Annotated in this window: 15 protein-coding genes and 5 tRNA genes; 5 read left to right on the forward strand and 15 right to left on the reverse strand. The window is 67.1% G+C overall.

From position 1 onward, the window contains the following. Positions 1-28: 28 nt before the first annotated feature. The 5 genes from C1A15_RS11280 to C1A15_RS11300 all read right to left on the reverse strand — a co-directional run bounded on the left by C1A15_RS11280 (position 29) and on the right by C1A15_RS11300 (position 7,021). Entirely contained in the window at positions 29-1,507 is a 1,479-nt protein-coding gene (locus tag C1A15_RS11280) for a SipW-dependent-type signal peptide-containing protein (RefSeq protein ID WP_101722666.1), read from the reverse strand. Between the two features lie 57 nt (positions 1,508-1,564). After that, a complete protein-coding gene (locus C1A15_RS11285) occupies positions 1,565-2,998 on the reverse strand; it encodes a hypothetical protein (protein ID WP_101722667.1) in 1,434 nt (477 codons plus the stop codon). 76 nt (positions 2,999-3,074) lie between these two features. After that, positions 3,075-3,449, reverse strand: coding sequence for a hypothetical protein (locus C1A15_RS11290; protein WP_101722668.1), 375 nt, complete (start codon positions 3,447-3,449; stop codon positions 3,075-3,077). Then, positions 3,449-4,594 carry a hypothetical protein gene (locus C1A15_RS11295; protein ID WP_101722669.1) on the reverse strand — a complete coding sequence of 382 codons (1,146 nt, stop codon included), beginning with the start codon at positions 4,592-4,594 and terminating at the stop codon, positions 3,449-3,451. The genes C1A15_RS11290 and C1A15_RS11295 overlap by 1 nt, the downstream gene beginning before the upstream one ends. Positions 4,595-5,017: 423 nt before the next feature. Next, complete coding sequence (locus C1A15_RS11300; protein WP_101722670.1) at positions 5,018-7,021, reverse strand: FAD-binding protein; 2,004 nt, start codon at positions 7,019-7,021, stop codon at positions 5,018-5,020. Positions 7,022-7,320: 299 nt separating this feature from the next. On the opposite strand from C1A15_RS11300, the gene C1A15_RS11305 reads away from it, so the two are divergent. Then, positions 7,321-8,745 (forward strand): response regulator transcription factor, encoded by a 1,425-nt coding sequence (locus tag C1A15_RS11305; RefSeq protein ID WP_180953080.1) that lies wholly within the window; start codon positions 7,321-7,323, stop codon positions 8,743-8,745. A 3-nt stretch (positions 8,746-8,748) separates the two neighbouring features. On the opposite strand, the gene C1A15_RS11310 is transcribed toward C1A15_RS11305, so the two are convergent. Continuing rightward, positions 8,749-9,840 (reverse strand): hypothetical protein, encoded by a 1,092-nt coding sequence (locus tag C1A15_RS11310; RefSeq protein WP_101722672.1) that lies wholly within the window; start codon positions 9,838-9,840, stop codon positions 8,749-8,751. 196 nt (positions 9,841-10,036) lie between these two features. Between C1A15_RS11310 and C1A15_RS11315 the strand changes: the two genes are divergently transcribed. Continuing rightward, positions 10,037-10,222: a zinc ribbon-containing protein gene (locus tag C1A15_RS11315; RefSeq protein ID WP_281254156.1), complete on the forward strand. Its 186-nt coding sequence runs from the start codon at positions 10,037-10,039 to the stop codon at positions 10,220-10,222. 166 nt (positions 10,223-10,388) lie between these two features. Here the strand turns inward: C1A15_RS11315 and C1A15_RS11320 are convergent. Then, a tRNA-Val gene (locus C1A15_RS11320) sits at positions 10,389-10,463 on the reverse strand. A gap of 162 nt (positions 10,464-10,625) precedes the next feature. Between C1A15_RS11320 and C1A15_RS11325 the strand changes: the two genes are divergently transcribed. The 3 genes from C1A15_RS11325 (at position 10,626) to C1A15_RS11335 (ending at position 10,967) form a co-directional block, all read left to right on the forward strand. Further along, positions 10,626-10,701 (forward strand) — tRNA-Gly (locus C1A15_RS11325). 67 nt (positions 10,702-10,768) lie between these two features. After that, a tRNA-Cys gene (locus C1A15_RS11330) sits at positions 10,769-10,842 on the forward strand. Between the two features lie 49 nt (positions 10,843-10,891). Beyond that, positions 10,892-10,967, forward strand: a tRNA-Gly gene (locus C1A15_RS11335). Between the two features lie 64 nt (positions 10,968-11,031). Here C1A15_RS11335 and C1A15_RS11340 read toward each other — a convergent pair. The 8 genes from C1A15_RS11340 to gap form a co-directional block, all read right to left on the reverse strand. Next, positions 11,032-11,724 carry an HAD family hydrolase gene (locus C1A15_RS11340; RefSeq protein ID WP_101722674.1) on the reverse strand — a complete coding sequence of 231 codons (693 nt, stop codon included), beginning with the start codon at positions 11,722-11,724 and terminating at the stop codon, positions 11,032-11,034. Between the two features lie 9 nt (positions 11,725-11,733). After that, a complete protein-coding gene (locus C1A15_RS11345) occupies positions 11,734-12,639 on the reverse strand; it encodes a cation diffusion facilitator family transporter (RefSeq protein WP_101722675.1) in 906 nt (301 codons plus the stop codon). A 90-nt stretch (positions 12,640-12,729) separates the two neighbouring features. Beyond that, positions 12,730-12,817, reverse strand: a tRNA-Leu gene (locus C1A15_RS11350). Between the two features lie 68 nt (positions 12,818-12,885). Further along, positions 12,886-13,140, reverse strand: coding sequence for a preprotein translocase subunit SecG (secG, locus tag C1A15_RS11355; RefSeq protein ID WP_101722676.1), 255 nt, complete (start codon positions 13,138-13,140; stop codon positions 12,886-12,888). Positions 13,141-13,683: 543 nt separating this feature from the next. Beyond that, positions 13,684-15,264, reverse strand: a complete 1,581-nt coding sequence (gene gpmI / locus C1A15_RS11360) for a 2,3-bisphosphoglycerate-independent phosphoglycerate mutase (protein ID WP_101722677.1) — start codon at positions 15,262-15,264, stop codon at positions 13,684-13,686. Continuing rightward, positions 15,264-16,037, reverse strand: coding sequence for a triose-phosphate isomerase (tpiA, locus tag C1A15_RS11365; RefSeq protein ID WP_101722678.1), 774 nt, complete (start codon positions 16,035-16,037; stop codon positions 15,264-15,266). The genes gpmI and tpiA overlap by 1 nt, the downstream gene beginning before the upstream one ends. A gap of 66 nt (positions 16,038-16,103) precedes the next feature. Further along, positions 16,104-17,291: a phosphoglycerate kinase gene (locus tag C1A15_RS11370; RefSeq protein ID WP_101722679.1), complete on the reverse strand. Its 1,188-nt coding sequence runs from the start codon at positions 17,289-17,291 to the stop codon at positions 16,104-16,106. Between the two features lie 62 nt (positions 17,292-17,353). Next, complete coding sequence (gene gap, locus C1A15_RS11375) at positions 17,354-18,355, reverse strand: type I glyceraldehyde-3-phosphate dehydrogenase (protein ID WP_101722680.1); 1,002 nt, start codon at positions 18,353-18,355, stop codon at positions 17,354-17,356. Positions 18,356-18,436: the final 81 nt, after the last annotated feature.

Raw genomic sequence — 18,436 nt, forward strand, 5'->3', positions numbered from 1 at the left:
GATAGCAGCTCGACATCAAATGAAAGGCTCAGTGCTTGTAATCGATATCCTGGCCCGTAGCGCCGTCAACCTCGACGAACGTCACGTTCGAGCAGGTCAAACCTTCAACCTCAGTAGGCGTCGGAAACGATCGAGAGAACAGGATGCCCGTGCTGACGCGTGTGACGACGGCATCGGAAATCTCGAGCGTGCCCTGGTAGCGGATGGTGGGGCTGGCGAACCCGTCGGCGCTCTTATCCGTGGAGAACGATCCACCCCTGATCACGGAAGAGCCGTTTGCGTTTTTGAGGTCGACCGCGATGCTGTAGCTGCCCTGCACCTGCACGTTCTCCAGATAGGTTTCAGGAGCGTTCGAGCATACGCCCGACGAGTTCATCACCGATGCCGAACCGACCACGATGGCGGCGTTCTCAACGGAAAGCGACGAGCCGAGGACGTGTATCACCCCTGCACCCTTCTGGGAAGAGGTGTAGGTGCCGCCATGCACGGCCACACGGGAGCCCAACGCTCCGTAGACCGCCCATCCGTTCGAAGACGACGCGTTCACGGAGAAATCATCGCCTGCGTTTATGACCACCGCTGCGCCTTTGTCTGCATACACTACGCCGTCGATAGCCCCATTGCCCTCGATGGTCAACGTGGTGCCCGAAGCGGCCTTGATGGACTGCGTTCCCTCGGCGACAACGAGCGTATTGCCTTGCAGGTCGATGGTGGTGTCGGCACCGATCGTCTTGGACGCATCGACGGTCAGGTCTTCGGCCAGTTGCACGATGCCGCCGGCGGCGATCGCCTGATCGAACTCCTCTGCCGTGGACACCACGGTGGGATAGGCGGCATCCTTGTCGTAGTCGGCATTGCCGAAGCCGTCGACCTCAGCGGTATCCTGGGCGGCAACGACGCTCACATCCGCCTCGAATGCCTTGCCCTGGTACTGGTTGCCCGCGTTCTCGCTCATGCCGTACACCAGCAAAAACTGCACGGATTCACCGGGCGCGACATGCCCTTCGTACGCTCTGCCCACGGTCTCGAGCGTGCTCATAGGCCGCTGGGTGAACTGCCCTACGGCCACGCCGTCCTCCACTAAGACGAAGTCGTACCACAGCGCGTCGGTCAGGCCTCCTTCGACGATGTCGAACTGCAGCTTGATCTTGGTTGCCAGATCGCCCGCGTTCGTCACGGTAAGCAGCTTGGCGTCGCGCTGCCCCGGCTCCCAGTTAATCTGCTGTATGACGTGCACGTCCGGAGCCTCCACGTCCGAAGCCGCCCCGAACGCCAGATCGTCCGGAATCATATCCGTGCCGAGCTCGCCTGCAGCCACTCGCACGTCGCCGGCGGCATCGTATGATGCCACCGTCGCGGTGATGCCGAGCGTGCCGGCCTGGATCTTGTTGCCCTTGTTTGCCGCGGTGTCGGTGAACCACGCGAACGTGAGGCCCAGCAGCAGCGCCACCGACGCCACGATGAGCGCCGCGCTGGCGATGAGCTTCCTGTTGTTGGTCGTTTCCATAGCGTTTCCTCTCCACAAGCTGCCAGCGTTCTGTTCAAGATCAGGCCGGCTCGACCTTTACGAAACCGTGTTTCCGTTGATCGGGGCATCGTTGAACGCGGCAACGAACTCCGAAGACGGGCTCGCAGCCGAAACGGTTCCGCTGTTCGAGCATCCGCTTATGACGCAGTTCCCCGCGTAGGCGAAAGCGCCGAGCCCTCCGGCGTATCCGGAGCCGATCGCGGTGATCGAACCGTAATTGGCGCAATCCGCAAGACTGATGACGTCCACATTCTCGCCTCCGCTTGCGGTGATGGAACCCCATATGCCGCCCGCATGCCATTTGTTGACCGTAACGTCAGCGCTGTTGACGCACTGAGCGAACGTGATGGAGGAGCCGCTCGGCCCCCAACCTTGTCCGAGAATGCCTCCGGCAACCTGCGCTTGCTTGTCTCCGACATCTTGGATCGAAGCGATCGTACCGCTCGCCACCTCGATGTTCTCGAAGGCAAGGGGCGCGCAGCCGTCGCCGACGACCGCGGAGGTAGCGTAGCGTCCTTGAAGGTTGCAGTTCACGATCTTCAGGTTCTTCACGGTCGCGTTCTCTGCATACCCGAACAACGCAACCCCTCGCGTGGGATCGCTGCTCGAAGGATTGCTCGACGCCGTAAGGTTTTCGATCGTGTGGCCCTTACCGTCGAACGTCCCCGTGAACGGGTTGTCGCCGCCGATGGGAGTCCATTCGTTGCCTCCAAGATCGATGTCGCTCTGCAGCTCGACCGTCACGCCTTCTCCCGAGCGCGCCATTCCAAGCGTCCCGTCCGCAACCGCTTGCGCAATCCATGCGAGATCGGAGCCCGTGGAAACCCGATAGACGCCGTCTTGGTCCGGTACGACCTCCGTCTTCGTTGCACCGTCCCATGCATATGCGGCGTCCTTGTCGTACTGATCGTCGCCGAAGCCGTCCTTCTCGACCGGTGCCTGAGTGGCTTTCAGCAGGATATCGAACGTGGCGACGGCACCCTGGTAGGTATTGCCCGCGCTTTCCTGCATCTTCAGATACACCGACCTCGCGGCCGACGACGCTCCGGCTTCCAAGGTTCCGGAATCGAACGCCGAGCCGTTGAGGAACGTGGCGAGCGTGCCGACGCTCACGTCGTCGACATACACGTCGATGACGTTTTCGATGCCTTTGCTCTGGCTCAAATCGCCCGACTGGAAACTCAATTCGTATTTGACGGCCAAGCTTCCGATGTTTTCGACCGCCAAGCTCGCCTTGCCGGTCGAATAGCCGGGCTCCCATAGGTTGTGGTCGAACACGGGATCGGGCGACCCGCCGATGTCCGCCCCGTTCTCCAGCAGCGCCACCTGCAGCGTGCCGGCCTGGATCTTGTTGCCCTTGTTCGCCGCGGTGTCGGTGAACCACGCGAACGTGAGGCCCAGCAGCAGCGCCACCGACGCCACGATGAGCACCGCGCTGGCGATGAGCTTTCTGTTGTTGGTCGTTTCCATGTGACTCTCTTCCTTGTCGCTTCGTTTCGGATGAAGGGCGTCGCCCGCCCTCAATGCGCAATCGCGTATGAGCGCCTCACCCCTCTCCCTCGACGTTCTCCGGGACGGGATCGGCGCCCTGCCCCGCAGGGTCGGGCGGCGATTCCTCCGCATCCGACGCCTCGCCTTCCGCCGCATCGTCCGCAGGGAGCGGGGCGACGTCGGCGGGGGCTTCGTCGGGGGCTTCGGGCACGGCGGCTCCCTCCGCCGGCTCGGGAGCCTCCTCAGGCGGCGCGACCGCCGGCTCGACGTACCTGACGACGTTGCCCTCGTTCACCACGGCGTCGGTGAGCCAGGCATGCGTCGTCCCGGTCGCGACCAACGCCGACGCCGCCAGCAACAGGACGCTCGCCGCGAGCGCGAGGCGAAGGCCGCGCAGCGCGGCGGCCGTCGAAGGGCTCGACGAGGCCATCAGAATCCCCCTCCCCCGACGTTCGCGACCTGCACCGCGTCGGCGCAGAGGTCGAACCCCACGCCGCCGCCCTGGAGGTCGTCGCCGGCCCCCTCCTGCAGGCGCACCGAGACGGCGAGCGTCTCGGCCTGGCCGGGTTCGAGGATCGTCGGGGACGCGCAGGAGCCGCAGTGCTCCAGCTGCGACGCATTGCCCGAGAACAGCACCGCATCGCCGAGGAGCACGGTGAACTCCACCGCATCGGCCGCGTCGCCTTGGAGGTTTTCGAGGTACAGGCAGTAGCGGGCGGCGGCCGTCCCCGTGTTGGCGACGACGAGCTCCTCCGTGACGGCCCGGCCCGGCTCCAGCCGCGCCGATCGCTCGGAGAACGCCGGCGCGCCGCCGTTCAGGTCGATGGAGACGGTGCCGGTGTCGAAGACGTTCCCGCGCACGCTGGCGCGCGGCGAGAGCAGCGCCCAGGCGAGCGCGACGACCAGCGAAGCCAGCGCGACGGCCGCGACCAGGCGAAGCGCCTGCCTGCGCCGGCCCTGCAGCCTCCTCGCGGCGAGGGCCGCCGCCGCGGCGACGCATAGCAGCACGAGCGCCCCGAGCGCGGCCCCGAGCGCATCGCCCGTCTTCGCCAAGGGGGCCAGCTTCCCTTCGTCGGACGCGTCCACCGACCAATGCAGGTCGATCTGCGCGTGCGCCCCCTGGAACTCGTTGCCCGCCGACGCGCTCAACGACACGGTGACCCGGCAGGCGAGGACGGTCTCCCCCGCGCCGTCGTCCACCCGGAGCGTGGCGGGCTCCCGAGACAGCGCGCTCGCCGGCCCGTCGTACACGACCGTGCCCGCAGCGTCCTCCAGGCGCACGTTCAGAACGTCCGCCAAGCCCCGCTCGTCCGAAACGACCTCGACGGCGAAACGGACGTCGAGGGGTTCCGCGTGCGCCACCTTCACGACGAAGTCGCGCGACTCCGCGTCGCCGGGAAGCATCCCCGCCACCGAGAACCGCTCGTTCGCCGAGGGGGCGCCCTCGTACAGCTCGACCGACGCGCCCCCGCCCTCGGCGCGCGCCGACGCCGCGGGGCAAGCCAGCGCCAGGCAGCAGGCCGCGAGCGCCGCGAGGAGCGCCGTTGCAGCGGCCCTCCTCGCGGTTCTGAGCATGCTATGTCGCCGTGTCGGTTCCAGCTCGATCCTTTACCCCGGCGCAGGCACCGACAAGCCAAGCCCCCTCTCGGAGGATTCCGTCTTGCCTATGCGATTTGCGCTTGATGTATTACCGTCAAGGGTAATGATAGAGCCCCCCCCCCCGCAAACAATCGGCATCGGCGTTTCTTACCCCGGGGTAATCTTGATTTTTTCGATCAGGAAGCCCCCGGCGCCCGAATTCGCAGCGCGAAGCGCCTCGTACTCACCGTCCCGCCGGCGGGCGGCGGGCAGGCGCGCCGACGCCTCCCCGGGCGATGCGGCCTGCCGAAGACGGCCCCGTACGGCTCGGAACATGAAGAAAGGGCCGCAAAGGGCCCTTTCTCGGAGAGAGGAACGGGAGGGAGGGGGTTCCTCGGGATCCGCGTCGCGCGGCGGCTCCTACAGGTTCGCCACCGTCTTGCCGGCCAGCCAGCCGTGCGTCATTGCCATGCCCACGGAGTTGCCCGCGAACGGCGTGCTGTAGCCGAAGCCGTAGCGTCCGCCCAGGCAGTTGCCGGCCGCGTACAGGCCCTTGATGGGCGTCCAGTCGGTCTTCAGCACGTTCTGCGACTCGTCGGACACGAGGCCCGACATCGTCACCATCATGGGCGTGGAGCTGTGGGACAGCTGGCCCTTGCCTCCGTAGAACGGCGGGGTCTCGATGGGCGCCAGGTAGGCGGCGTCCTTGCCGAAGTCGGTGTCGCCGTCGGCGCTGCGGCACAGCTCGTTGTAATGCTCGATGCTCTTGACGAACTCCGTCGCCGCGTCGCCCTCGTAGCCCAGGATGGTCGCCAGCTCCTCCAGCGTGTTCGCGGCGAACACCGTGCCCTTCATCATCTTGCGTTCGGCCAGGTTCGCGCCCACCACCTCGTAGCCTTCGGCGTCGCCCACGGGCACCTTCGCCATGTCGGCCTCGAGCGCGTCCATGTAGTCGTCCATGCCGAAGTTCGGCGCGCCGTGGTCGAGCGGCGCCTTGCCCACGATGTCCTTCCAGTTCGCGTCCGACACCCAGGTGCACAGGCCGTGCGGCTGGCGCAGCGACACCGCCGAGAGCTGCGGGATGGCGCCCTCGTTGCAGAAGCGCTTGCCCTCGGAGTTGAGCATGAGCATCGGCGCGGTGCCCCACGGGCCGCTCGCGGCGCCGCCGAGGCCCATCCAGCCGCGCGGGCTGGGCTCGATCATGCCGCCCGCCCAGCATCCCATCTTGTGGGCCGCGCCGGTGCGGAAGCCGGTCTGCGTCCAGTCGTCCTTCGTCGCGCCGCTGCGCTCGCCCCATTCCATGCCCTCGTTGAGCAGCGCCCAGCACATGGCGGGATCGCCGATGAAGTCGCCCGCGGCCAGCACCACGCCCTTGTTCGCATTGAACTTCACGTAGCCGTCGGGGCCCTCGGCGATGAGGCCGGTCACGTCGCCCGCGTCGTTCTGCACGAGCACGGTGCCCGTGTGCTGGAAGAACCACTCCGCGCCGTTCTCCTGCGTGTGCTTGACGATGTACTTGTGCACGAACTCGATGTTGTTGCCCTGGTAGCCGTAGAACTGCGCGTTGCACGGCCAGGTCTTGTAGCCGCCGCACTCGATGGGGTACTCCACGTTCGCGCCGCTCCAGGCCGCCTGCGTGTTGCACAGCGGGTACTCGAACATGTTCGACATATCGAAGGTGCCCTCGTCGGGCACGTCCACGCCGGGGATGACCACCTGGGTGTCCTTCATGAACACGGCGCTGTCGTTGGCCAAGCGATCAGCCTCGTAGCCGTCGTAGATCTCCTTGTAACGGTCGAACATGGGGCCGGAGCTCTGCACGTAGTTGCGCAGCAGGCCCGGGTTCACGCGCCCACCCGCGCGCTTGCAGAACTCGGCCGTGATCTCGCCGGTGTTGTAGGGGCCGAACCCGCGCTCGATGAGGAACTGCGAGTTCACGTGCCCGATGTCCTCGCCGTACCAGCCCGCCAGGTTCGTGCCGCTCGTGTTCTCCTCGTCCACGTAGCTCGACCACGGCTGCATCTCGATGACCGCCACCGTAGCACCCTCGTCGACCGCGCCGCACGCGGCCATGAGGCCCGCGTGGCCGCCGCCGAACACCACCACGTCGAACGTCTTCTCGTCCACGATGTCGGCGTCGTCGACCGTCGGCGGCGCGCCCAGCCAGTCGCCGGGGCCGCAGTAGCCGCGCACGCGGCCGTCGTCGGTGAGGCCCGAGAACGCCGTGGGCTCGGACGATCCGCCGCCCGGGCCGCCGCCCGGGCCTCCGCCTTCGCCGCCCGCGTCCGCCTTGGCCGTCTCGGTCTTGTCGGCGGCGCCCGCGTTCGTCGTCTGGGGCGCGCACCCCGCCAAGCCGAGCGCGGCGATGCTTCCCATCGCGGCGGCGCCCATCAGGAAATCGCGGCGCGTCAGATCTTCTCCCATGTCTTTCCCCTTTCCCGTTCGTGCATGATGCCGGGCCGCTCGGCCCGCTGCGCCGCATCATCGCCGCTGCGCGAGCGCTTGTACTCACCCGACGGGGGCCCAAACCCGAAAATCGCCCGCAATTCACCCGTCTCGGGTGAACGGTGATCTGCGATTTCATGCGACCATGGAAGGGCAAAGGGAGCGTCGGCATCAACGTTTCGCTTGTACGGGCAACCGCGGTTGCGTACCATGGGATCGATGTCGGCAAGAGGGGTTCGGCGGCTCGTTCGGAGCCGCGAGGGAGACGGTGGTTCATCATGGCGAAGCGGCGCGCTTCGGCGCTCGATATCGTGTTCTGCATCGTGCTGGGGCTGTTCTGGTCGTGGAACTGGATCATCTACCAGAGCCCGACGAGCCTCGTCATCGAGCTCGGGCCCGTCGTGCTGCCGTCGCGCTTCGCGCTGCTGCTGGCCTTCGCGGTCACGGGGTTCGCCCTGTTCCTCATGCGCTACCTGGGCGATGGCGGCACACGCTCGCAGCGGCGGGCACGGCGCTACGCGCTCGCCTTCGCGCTGGGGGCCGTCATCCTGGCGTCCGACCTCGCCGACGGCAGCTTCGACGGCGAGCTCGCGGGCGCGCCCTTCGCCGTGCAGTCGGTCGCCATGGGCGCGGCCAGCGCGTTTCTGTACGCCGAGATCGGCGAGCTGTTCGGATCGATGGGAGCCACGCGCCTGCGCTTCATCTCCACCGCGGCCATCGCCGCGCTCGTCATCTGCGTGCCCGTGCAGATGTCGCTGTACTGGATCGGCGGCAACGCCCGCGAGGGGCTCATGGTGGCGATCCTCGTGCTCGCTCCGCCCGTGCTCGACCGTTTGCGCAAGCATTACGGTCTCAAAGAGTCGCGGAAGGTGGAACGGGCGCGCATCCCCGTGAAGTTCGTGCTGACGCTCGTGCTGGCAGGGCTCGCCCTCGGCATGCTGCAGGGCATCTTCACCCAGATCACCGCCGACGAGGGGCACAGCGCGCTCAACCCGCTGTCGTCCATCGGCTTCTTGCTGGCGGCGGGCGCGGCGGCCGTCGTGGTGTTCCGCGGCCGCTTCGATTTCAACCGCCTCATCTACCACACGGGCATCCCGCTTCTGGCCCTCGGGTTCACGCTCGTGGCGCTCAACGGCAACGCGTTCGTCGGGTTCATCCTGTGCGTTGCCGGCTACTACATGACGCAGGTGGTGCTGTGGGTGCTGTGTGTGTACCTGGCCACGCAGTCGCGCGGCATGGTGCGATGGCTGTTCGCGCTCATGGGATGCATGATGGCGCTCGGCCAGGGGGTGGGGCTCATCTCCATCGACACGTTCTTGTACGGGCTCGACCACGAGGCGTCGGTGCTCATGTCCACGTCGCTGCTGCTGGCGTGCCTGTTCATGTCCACGAGCGCGTCGCCCTACGAGAGCTGGGGCATGGTGCGCCCGGCCGAGCACGCCGCCGAGACCGATATCGACGCGGCGTGCGTCACCCTTGCGCTGGAGAACCTGCTGACCGCGCGCGAGACCGAGATCCTTCCCTACCTGGCCCAGGGCCGCAGCCGCAAGGTGATCGCCGAGAAGCTGGTGCTGTCCGAGAACACCATCAAGACGTACATCTCGAACGTGTACAGCAAGTTGGGCGTGCACACCCAGCAGGAGCTCATCGACCTCGTGCGCGAGAAGGGGCGCGAGGCGACCGACGCCGCCGCGCGGCTGTAGCGCTCAGCGCGCCCAGGCGAACATGCCGCGCCGCGTGAGGCGGAAGCAGCCCTCGGTGCGCTCGAGGAGGCCCGCCTGCTCCAGCTCGTCGAGCTCGCGGGCGAGCGCCGCGTCGAGCGGCCCGCACGCCGCGGCGAGCTCGTCGGCGGCGAAACCGCCGCCGCAGGCCAGGCGCGTGCGCACGAACAGGCGGGCGCGGGCCGCGGCGTCGAGGGCGGCCGCCTCGGCCACCGTCTCGCGCGCATCGGCGCTGTGCGCGACGTACGCGGCGTAGTCGGACGTGTTGACGTAGGCGACGGAGCCGTAGACGCTGCGGGCGTCGATGCCGAGGCCGATGAGCTCGGCGCCGCGCCCGAGCGCCGTCGCGAACGCCTCGCGATGCGCCGCGTCCCGGGCGAAGCGGCCGACGGCGTACTGCTCGAAGCCGTACGAGGACAGGCGCTCGCACGCCGCTTCGTAGAGACGCCGCTGGGCCTCCTCGTCGGCGACGCCCTCCTCCGCCGACAGCAGCGGCTCGAGCGTGAGGTGCGCCGGCTCGATGCCCGAGACCGAGCGGAGGGTGCGCATGAGCGACGCCTCGGTCTGCCCCGGGATGCCGTAGCGCAGCGCCACGTCGACGTTGCCCAGGTGGAAGCGCTCGAGGAACAGCAGCGCGTTCTGCACCTGCACGCTGTCGAAGGGGCGCTGAAGGGCCGCGAGCTCCTCGGGCTGCACGCTGTCGGCCCGCAGGACGACGCGGTTCACCTTGCCCTGGCCCCAGCCCGTGAGCGAGGGCACGCCCACCGTGTGGGGCGCGGCCTCGATGCCCACCTCGCAGCCGTCGGCCACGTCGAACAGCTGCCGCACCTCGCGCAGCAGCGCGCCCAGGGCGTCGGGGCTCATGATGGAGGGGCTCGGCCCGACCACCTTCACCGCGCGCACCGTGCAGCCCGCCGCCTCGGGCGCCACCGCGCGCGCCTCGGCCGCGAGCGCGTCGAGGTAGCGCATGCGCGCCTCCCGGTCGCCCACGAGGCAGTGGCCCGTCTGGAAGGGCCGCTCGTCGCTGACGAAGGGGATGTTGATGGAGATGACCGTATCGCGCGAACCGACGTCCATGGCTCCTCGCTTTCCGCCCGCACCGGGGCACTCGACCGCTTTCGTTTCACCCCTCATCTTCCCGGTTGCGGGCGCGGCGCACCATACCCTATCCGGGTGAATTGGCGCGAATTCGCGCGCCGAGCCGCGCAAGCGAGCGGACGGGGAACCGTTACGGCGCCGCCACCGCGCAGGAGCGCCGCTGCAGTAGGCTACGATTCAGAAAGCAACCGACCGGAAGGAGACGACCATGGAGTACAAAACCGGCGACAAGCCCGGCGTAGGGCGGTACCGCTGCGAGAACTGCGGCTACGTCGTGCGCATCACGAGCGAAAACGAGGCGCTGCCCGCCTGCCCCAACTGCGGGCACCACGAGTTCAAGAAGATCGAGGACGAGGACTAGCGCGCACGGGGGCCGCTGCGCGCTCGCCCGCTCGAGCGTCGAGGCGGCCCTCGACTTCGGGCGCGAATCGCCTCGCCTTGCCGGGCGAAGATGCGCCCCACGGGCTTTCAGCAGGAAGCAGACGACAAAAAAGAGCCTTCGACTACGAAGGCTCTTTTTAAATTCATGGTGGGCGATACAAGATTTGAACTTGTGACCCCTACCGTGTCAAGGTAGTGCTCTCCCCCTGAGCTAATCGCCCATGAACGTTCGCTGCTTTGGAAGTTTTCCGCGTCAGCAAGCAGATAGTCTACCAGAAGTTCGCTGAGCGTCAAAGACAAATTTCAGAAATATTTTCGTGAACTTTTCCGAAATCAGGGGTTGCGCGGTCGAATCACTTCCAGTATCATATTTCCTCGCCGATGCGGACGTGGCTCAGCTGGTAGAGCACGACCTTGCCAAGGTCGGGGTCGCGGGTTCGAACCCCGTCGTCCGCTCCATCGTCACTACAAGGCCGGTCTTACGAACATGGTTTGACCGGCCTTTTCATGACGACGTCGACGAGACGGCGACGTGGCCAAGTGGTAAGGCAGAGGCCTGCAAAGCCTTCACCCCCGGTTCGAATCCGGGCGTCGCCTCCATCCTTCCCTTGCGGGACGGTTGGTTTGAGAACTGAAGAGCGTTACCCATGCGGACGTGGCTCAGCTGGTAGAGCACGACCTTGCCAAGGTCGGGGTCGCGGGTTCGAACCCCGTCGTCCGCTCCATGATCGCACAAGCCCGTCGGTTCGCCGACGGGCTTTTTTCATGCCCCGCTTCAGGCGACGCAACTTAGAGCAACTCTAACAGGTCGGCGAGCGATACCATGCGCTCGTAACCGCAGCCGGCTTCGGCATCGTGCCGGTCGATGATGACGGGCCGGATCCCCGCCGCGCTGGCACCGTCGCCGTCGGCGTCGGGACGGTCGCCCACGTGCACGCACGCTTCGGCCCGCACGCCCATCTGCTCGCAGGCCAGGTCGAAGATGACCGGGTTGGGCTTGCGATAGCCCACCACCGCCGAGGACACCACCGCATCGAAGTACGGCAGGAGCCTGAGATCGCGCAGAAGCCCTTCTAAGCCCGCATCCCAGTTCGACACCACGCCCAACGCGTACCCGCGCTCCTTGAGCGCTCTCAGGCACTCCACGACGTCGGCGTACAGCTCCCAGCAGCCCGCGCCCCGATACGCCTCGTGCACGGACTGCGCCACGCCCTCCGCATCGTGGCCGATGCCCGCAAGGTGGCACACGTAGCGGTACTGGTCGAGCCAGATAGCCGTCGAACCCTCGTGAGAGCACCAGAAATCGCCGTCGCGCAGGTACTCGGCCTCGTAGTACGCGTCCATGGCCGGCATGTGCGGCTCGATGTCGCGCACGGTGCATCCGTGGCCGCGCTCGGCGGCCACGCGCGCGAGCGTCTCGGCCACCGAAGGGCACGGCCTGATGAGCGTGTTGCCCACGTCGAAGAACACCGCCTCGGTCATGCGAGCCTCCTAGTCCTCGTGGCCGTCGTTCGGCTCGATGTGCACGAGCACCTCGATCACGTTCGGGAACCGCCGCATCACGGCACGCTCCACCCGCTCGGACAGCTCGTGGGCCTCCCCTACCGTCATCCGCGGCGCCACGAGCACGTGCAGGTCGGCGTACACCTCGCCTTCGGTGCCGCGGGTTCGGATGCGGTGGGCGTCCTGCACTCCCGGCACCTCCATGGCCGCCGCCCGCACGTCGGCCTCGGGGATGCGCGCATGGTCGGACAGGGTGGCCAGCGCGTGCTTGAACACGTCGTAGGCGGTGGCCAGGATGGCGACGGTCACCACGAGGGCCATGACGGGGTCGGCCACGGGGAACCCGAGCGCCACGGCCGCCAGTCCGACGATGACGCCGATGGACACGAGCGCGTCTGACAGCGTGTGGTTCGCGTCGGCCGCCAGCACCTCGCTCTTGAGCCTCTTCGCGCACCGGCGCTCGTAAGTGGTCACGCCCAGGTTCACGGCCAACGTGCCCACCATGACCACAAACGACAGCGGCGTGACCTCGGCCGTGTACACGCCCGACACGAGCTTGCCCACCGCGCTCGAGCCCACCTCGAAGGCGGCCAAAAGCAGCAGCACGCCGATGACGAGGCTCGCGTACGTCTCGAACTTCGCATGGCCGTAGGGGTGGCTGTCGTCGGCCGGGCGCGCGGCCAGCGCGATGCCGACGAGGCCCACCACGTTGCCGGCCGAGTCGAACACCGAATGGATGCCGTCGGCCTGCATGGACGCCGAGCCGCTTATCGTGCCGTAGACGTACTTGGCGGCAGCCACGGCAAGGTTGAGCAGGAGGATGATCCACAGCACGCGCCGTATCGAACTCATGCGCTCCGATACGGAGTTCTTCGTTGCAAGCGCCTTCGCCACGCTCGCTCCTTTCGCCGACGGCGGTCGCGGCCGCACGCGAGCGGGCGGCCATATACGAAAAGAGAGCCCGAAGGCTCTCTCGTTTCTCTCTGGTGTCGGAGGCGGGATTTGAACCCGCACACCCTTAAACGGGCACTAGCACCTCAAGCTAGCGTGTCTGCCGTTCCACCACTCCGACGTGTTGCTCGAAACGCAACGCAGGTTATTCTACCCGAACCCTCCTGCGTTGTGAAGGGGCAATTTCAGCTATTTTGCAATCGTTCCGTGCGGGTAGATGATCATGAGCACGATGAGCGACAGCATGAAGATGATCGCGAAGGCGATCGTGATGCGGTCGAGGTTCTTCTCGACGATGCTCGTGCCGGTCTGGGTGGAGTACACCGAGCTGGCGATCATATCGGAGATGCCCGTGCCCTTGCCGGAATGCAGCAGGATGAACACGATGAGGCCCAAGCCCGACACGACGAGCAGGATGAGCATGATGATGAGGAGCGGATTCAAGGTTCGTCTCTCTTCTTTCGTTCACAATATATCGGTACGCAAGTTGCTAAGTATAGCGAAACGCGCCCGTCAGGGCAAGCGCGGCGCAGCATGAACACACGCGGCCGCGGCCGCCGCAAACCCAGGTCGAGCGTCGACCGGCTTGCCGACGGAGAACGAGGGCGCCAAAGCCTTCGCGACGCCCTTCGTTCGGAAAGCGCGCCGCGGGTTTTCCGAGTTTTGGTCGAACATGCACGAAATTCACCGCCCGGCACGTCGAAGGCGGCCGCAAACGCGGCCTCGCCTTCGACGTGTTTTACGCCTGCCTCGTTTCCCCAGCTCGACGAAGCCCACGAGTCCATGCACCTCGAGAAAGGGAACGGCCGTGAGCGAATTCCGCGCATGTTCGACCAAAACTTGCGATTTCGCTGGCACGGACGGCCGATCCGCACGGCGGCGTCGGGAAGCGAGACGTCGAATGCCCCGATTGGGCGCGATCTCCATGAGGCGCATCGAATGGCGAGGCGCCGCAACCTGGGCTGCGGCGCCTCGCAGGCAAGCCGGTTACGCCAGCAGGCTCTTGCCCGTCATGGCGGCGGGGGCTTCGAGGCCCACGAGCTCGAGCAGCGTGGGCGCGATGTCGCAGAGCGCGCCCTGGCGGCCGTCGAGCGTGCGGCCCGTGCCCGCGAAGTCCACGAGCGCGAGCGGGACGGGCGCCGTGGTATGGGCCGTGAACGGCGAGCCGTCCTGGCTGAGCATCTTGTCGGCGTTGCCGTGGTCGGCCGTGATCAGCGCCACGCCGCCCTTGCGCTCGAGCGCCGCGAGCACCTGGGACACGCCCGCGTCCACCGCTTCCACGGCAGCGACGGCAGCCGGGATGACGCCGGTGTGGCCCACCATGTCGGGGTTCGCGAAGTTCACGATGTAGACGTCGGCCTCATCGGCGTCGATGGCCGCAGCCAGCGTGGCGGCCACGTCGGGCTCGCTCATCTCGGGCTGCAGGTCGTAGGTGGCCACCTTGGGGCTGGGAATGAGCGCGCGCTCCTCGCCCGCCTTCGGCTCCTCGCGGCCGCCGTTCAGGAAGAACGTCACGTGGGCGTACTTCTCCGTCTCGGCGATATGGTACTGGCGCAGGCCCGCTTCGGCCAGCACGTCGGCCAGCACGTCGTCGGGGAACTCCTTGGGATACGCCACCGAAGCGGGGATCTCGGGATCGTACTCGGTCAGGCACACGAAGCTCACCTGCGGGTACGCGCCGCGATCAAAGCCGGCGAACGCCGGGTCCACCAGCGCGCGCGTGATCTCGCGGGCGCGGTCGGGCCGGAAGTTGAAGAACACGACCGCGTCGCCCTCGCGCACCCCGCGGCTCGAGAGCGCCGTGGGCACGACGAACTCGTCGGTGACGCCCTCGGCGTAGGAGGCCGCCATCACCTCGGCGCTCGTCGCGTCCGCGCACGGCTCGGCGTCCACGACGGCGCGCCACGCCTGCTCGACGCGCTCCCAGCGGTTGTCGCGGTCCATGGCGTAGTAGCGCCCCGAGATGCTGGCTATCTCGGCGGCGCACGCGTCGTCAGCCAGTTCGGCCAGCACGGCCTCGAGCTCCTCGAGGTAGCCCGCGCCGCTCTTCGGCGGCACGTCGCGCCCGTCCATGAAGCAGTGCACCACAATGTGCCCCACGCCGGCCGCCTTCGCAGCACGCGCGAGCGCGTAGAGGTGCTCGTTCATCGAATGGACGCCGCCGTCGGACAGAAGCCCCATGAGGTGCAGCGCCGCGCCCGGCCGCGCAGCCGCCGCGAACGCGTCGTTCAGCACGGGGTTCGCGGCCAGCGAGCCGTCGGCGCAAGCGCGGTTGATGCGGGTGAGCTCCTGGAACACCACGCGGCCCGCACCGATGTTGAGGTGCCCTACCTCGGAGTTGCCCATCTGCCCCTCGGGTAGGCCCACGGCCTCGCCCGACGCTTCGAGCTTCGTCCACGGGCGGGTGGCGAACACCTCGTCGAGGCACGGCGTGCTCGCCTGGGATACGGCGTTGCCCGGGCCCGGCTCGGCCAGGCCGAAGCCGTCCATGATGACGAGGCACGCGGGCAGCACGAGGCCGTCCGCGGGCGCGGGGGCCTGCGCCCCCGCGTTCGGCTCCTGCGACATTACAGGCACGCCTTGATCAGCTGGACGAACGAGTCGGCCTTGAGGCTGGCACCCCCGATGAGGCCGCCGTCGATGTTCGGCTGCGCCATGAGGCCCTCGACGTTGCCCGGGTTCATGGATCCGCCGTACAGCACGCGCATCTCCTCGGAGACGGCAGGGCCGTACAGCTCGGCCAGCGTGGCGCGGATGGCGGCGCACACGGCCTCGGCCTGCTCGGGCGTGGCCGTGCGACCCGTGCCGATGGCCCAGATGGGCTCGTAGGCCACCACGCAGCGCTGCGCGTCCAGGGCGTCCACGCCGGCGAACGCCGCGCGCACCTGCGCCGTGACGTACTCCACGGTGGTGCCTTCGTCGCGCACGGCTAGCGACTCGCCCACGCACACGATGGCGTACAGTCCGCCCTCGACGAGCGCCTTCACCTTGCGGTTGACGTCCTCGTTCGTCTCGCCGAACAGCTCGCGGCGCTCGGAGTGGCCCACGATGCTGCCCGCGCAGCCGATCTCCTTGATCATGGGCACCGATATCTCGCCGGTGTAGGCTCCCGAGGGCTCCCAGTACACGTTCTGGGCGTTCACGGCCACCTTCGTCTTGTCGAAGTCGAGCACGGTCTTGGCCGGCTTGAGGTCGACGTAGGGCGGGCAGATGACGATGTCCACGTCCTCGCCCCAGGTCTCCTTGTCGTACTGGTTGGATATCTCCTGCGTGAGCACCACGGCCTCGGCGATGGTGTTGTTCATCTTCCAGTTGCCCGCCATCATGGGTTTGCGCGCCATAGGGTCTTCCTTTCCCTCGAAATGTCCCAAACGGGGACTGTCCCCGTTTGGACATTCGTCGTCTTGCTACTTCCTCAATGCCTCCACGCCCGGGAGCGCCTCGCCCTGCACGAGCTCCATGGAGGCGCCGCCGCCGGTCGAGATGAACGTCATGCGGTCGGCCAGGTCGAACTTGTTGACGGCGGCCACGCTGTCGCCGCCGCCGATGATGGTGTCCGCATCGGCGTTGGCGGCCACGGCGTCGGCCACGGCCTTCGTGCCGGCCTCGAACGCCGCCATCTCGAACACGCCCATGGGGCCGTTCCAGAACACGGTCTGGGCCTCGGCCACGGCGTCGGCGTAGAGCTTCGCCGTCTCGGGCCCGATATCGAGGCCCATCATATCACCGGGGATGTCGTCGACCGAAACCGTGAGCGTTTCGGCATCTTCGGCGAAGCGGTCGGCGCACACGACGTCCACCGGCAGCAGCAGCTTGACGCCGCACTCCTCGGCCTTGGCGATCATGGCCGCCGCGCGCTCGACCCACTCCTCTTCCTTGAGCGACGTGCCCACGGCCTTGCCTTGCGCCAGCAGGAACGTGAAGCACATCCCGCCGCCGATGATGAGCGTGTCGCACTTGTCCATGAGCGCGTCGATGACTTTGATCTTGTCGGACACCTTCGAGCCGCCGAGGATGGCGGTGAAGGGACGGCGCGGCTCCTCGAGCATGCCCGAGAGCGTGCCCACCTCGCGCTGCATGAGGTAGCCCGCGTACGCCGGCAGCAGCGCCGCGACGCCGGCCGTGGAGGCATGGGCGCGGTGCGCGGTGCCGAACGCGTCGTTGACGTACACGTCGCCGAGCGCGGCCAGCTCCTCGCAGAACGCGAGGTCGTTCTTCTTCTCGCGCTTGTCGAAGCGCAGGTTCTCCAGCACGAGCACGTCGCCGTTGCGCAGCGACGCGGCCTTCGCGCGCGCGTCGTCGCCCACCGTGTCGGTTGCGAACACGACGGGCTTGCCCAGCAGCTCCGAGAGCTTCTGGGCGGCGGGGCGCAGCGAGAACGCCTCTTCGAAGCCCTCGCCCGCCGGGCGGCCGAGATGGCTCATGAGCACGACGCGCGCACCCTGCGCGACGAGCTTCTCGATGGTGGGCAGCGCGGCGCGGATGCGCGTGTCGTCGGTGACGACGCCGTCTTTCACCGGCACGTTGAAGTCGACGCGCACGAGCGCGCGCAAACCGTGCGCGTCCAGCTCGTCGATGGTTTTGATGTCGGCCATGGGGCCCTCCTGTCTAAACGCGAAACGAGCCTGCCAAGGCAGGCTCGTTCCAGAGAATGCTGCTAGAGAAGAATCTTGACGAGGTCCTTCACGCGGTTCGAGTAGCCCCACTCGTTGTCGTACCAGGAGATGCACTTGACGAAGTTGCCCTCGCCGCCCAGCACCATGGTGAGCTTGCTGTCGAAGATGGAGGAGTGCGGGTTGTCCACGATGTCGATGGAGACGATCGGGTCCTCGGTGTACTCCAGGATGCCCTTGAGCGGGCCTTCGGCGGCGGCCTTCATCGCGGCGTTGATCTCCTCGGCGGTGGCGTCCTTCTCAAGCTCAACCGTGAGGTCGACCATCGAGCCGTCCGGCGTGGGAACGCGCGTGGCGAAGCCGTCGAGCTTGCCTTTGAGCTCGGGCAGCACGAGCGACACCGCGCGGGCGGCGCCCGTGGTGGTGGGGATCATCGACATGGCGGCCGCGCGGGCGCGACGCAGGTCCTTATGGGGAAGGTCGAGGATCTTCTGGTCGTTCGTGTAGGAGTGGATCGTGTTCATGTAGCCGCGCTTGATGCCGAAGTTGTCCATGAGCACCTTCGCGAAGGGGGCCAGGCAGTTCGTCGTGCAGGAGGCGTTCGAGATGATGTTGTGCTTCTCGGGATCGTATTGGTCGTCGTTCACGCCCATGACGATGGTGATGTCCTCGTTCTTGGCCGGCGCGGAGATGACGACCTTCTTGGCGCCCGCGTCGAGGTGCGCCTTGGCCTTCGTGCCGTCGGTGAAGAAGCCCGTGGACTCGACGACGACGTCGACGCCCAGCTCGCCCCAGGGCAGGTTGGCCGGCTCGCGCTCGGAGAGCACCTTGACCGCATGGCCGTCGGCCACGAAGCCGTCCTCGGTGACCTCGACCGTGTCGAAGGCGCGCCCGTGGATGGAATCGTACTTGAGCAGGTGGGCCATCGTCGGAATGTCGCCGAGGTCGTTCACTGCCACGACCTCGATCTCGGGATCGTTCACCATCGCGCGGAACGCCAGGCGGCCGATGCGACCGAATCCGTTAATGCCTACTTTGATTGCCATGCGTATCCCCTTTCAGAATACTCGCATTAGAATTGCAGGAACGCCCCGATCATAGCCGGTATCGCCGCCTCGCGGCAAGCC

The sequence above is a fragment of the Eggerthella timonensis genome (genome assembly GCF_900184265.1).
Lineage (GTDB): Bacteria > Actinomycetota > Coriobacteriia > Coriobacteriales > Eggerthellaceae > Eggerthella > Eggerthella timonensis.

Excerpts from the sequence above, each read along its gene's own strand:
- C1A15_RS11300 (WP_101722670.1), bottom strand. The coding sequence starts at position 7,021 with ATGGGAGAAGATCTGACGCGCCGCGATTTCCTGATGGGCGCCGCCGCG.
- C1A15_RS11370 (WP_101722679.1), bottom strand. The coding sequence starts at position 17,291 with ATGGCCGACATCAAAACCATCGACGAGCTGGACGCGCACGGTTTGCGC.
- gpmI (WP_101722677.1), bottom strand. The coding sequence starts at position 15,264 with ATGTCGCAGGAGCCGAACGCGGGGGCGCAGGCCCCCGCGCCCGCGGAC.
- C1A15_RS11310 (WP_101722672.1), bottom strand. The coding sequence starts at position 9,840 with ATGGACGTCGGTTCGCGCGATACGGTCATCTCCATCAACATCCCCTTC.
- C1A15_RS11285 (WP_101722667.1), bottom strand. The coding sequence starts at position 2,998 with ATGGAAACGACCAACAACAGAAAGCTCATCGCCAGCGCGGTGCTCATC.
- C1A15_RS11295 (WP_101722669.1), bottom strand. The coding sequence starts at position 4,594 with ATGCTCAGAACCGCGAGGAGGGCCGCTGCAACGGCGCTCCTCGCGGCG.
- C1A15_RS11305 (WP_180953080.1), top strand. The coding sequence starts at position 7,321 with ATGGCGAAGCGGCGCGCTTCGGCGCTCGATATCGTGTTCTGCATCGTG.
- C1A15_RS11340 (WP_101722674.1), bottom strand. The coding sequence starts at position 11,724 with ATGACCGAGGCGGTGTTCTTCGACGTGGGCAACACGCTCATCAGGCCG.
- C1A15_RS11290 (WP_101722668.1), bottom strand. The coding sequence starts at position 3,449 with ATGGCCTCGTCGAGCCCTTCGACGGCCGCCGCGCTGCGCGGCCTTCGC.
- tpiA (WP_101722678.1), bottom strand. The coding sequence starts at position 16,037 with ATGGCGCGCAAACCCATGATGGCGGGCAACTGGAAGATGAACAACACC.
- C1A15_RS11280 (WP_101722666.1), bottom strand. The coding sequence starts at position 1,507 with ATGGAAACGACCAACAACAGGAAGCTCATCGCCAGCGCGGCGCTCATC.
- gap (WP_101722680.1), bottom strand. The coding sequence starts at position 18,355 with ATGGCAATCAAAGTAGGCATTAACGGATTCGGTCGCATCGGCCGCCTG.